At 39.6% G+C, this 505-nt stretch carries 1 protein-coding gene; it reads left to right on the top strand.

Annotated elements, in window-relative coordinates; all coding sequences use genetic code 11:
- Positions 1-5: 5 nt before the first annotated feature.
- Positions 6-505, top strand: a 500-nt coding sequence (gene srlA, locus EP737_RS25200) for a PTS glucitol/sorbitol transporter subunit IIC (protein WP_129732147.1), incomplete at its 3' end; no start/stop codon positions are given.

Here is a 505-nt window from a genome sequence, read left to right as displayed (position 1 = left end):
GTTCGATGGAATGGATTCAATGGTTTGGAGAACACTTTATCGGAATGTTTGACGCCGGTGGAAAACAGTTTATGGGGTTATTAACCGGGATTGTTCCAACGTTAGTTGTTTTGTTAACGTTTACGTACGCAATGATCAAATTCATCGGGGAAGAGCGAGTGAATAGGGTCATTCAATTTGCTGCAAAATATACAATTTTAAGATATACGTTAATGCCGATGTTATCTATTATGATGTTGACTAACCCAATGGCTTATACATTCGGCCGATTTGTACCGGAAAAGCAAAAGCCAGCATTTTATGATTCTTTAGTTTCCTTCTTGCATCCTGTTACTGCTCTGTTTCCTTATGCAAACGCAGGTGAGCTATTCGTGTATTTGGGAATTGCCAACGGTATAAAAGAAGCTGGTTATTCCATGTCAGAACTTGCTGTCCGATACTTTTTAGTGGGAATCGTTATTATGCTGGTGCGTGGCGTGATTACAGAGATGATCACAAAGTATCT

This window comes from Ectobacillus funiculus (genome assembly GCF_004138295.1).
GTDB lineage: Bacteria > Bacillota > Bacilli > Bacillales > Bacillaceae_G > Ectobacillus > Ectobacillus funiculus.
This window is presented reverse-complemented; position numbering and strand designations above follow the sequence as displayed.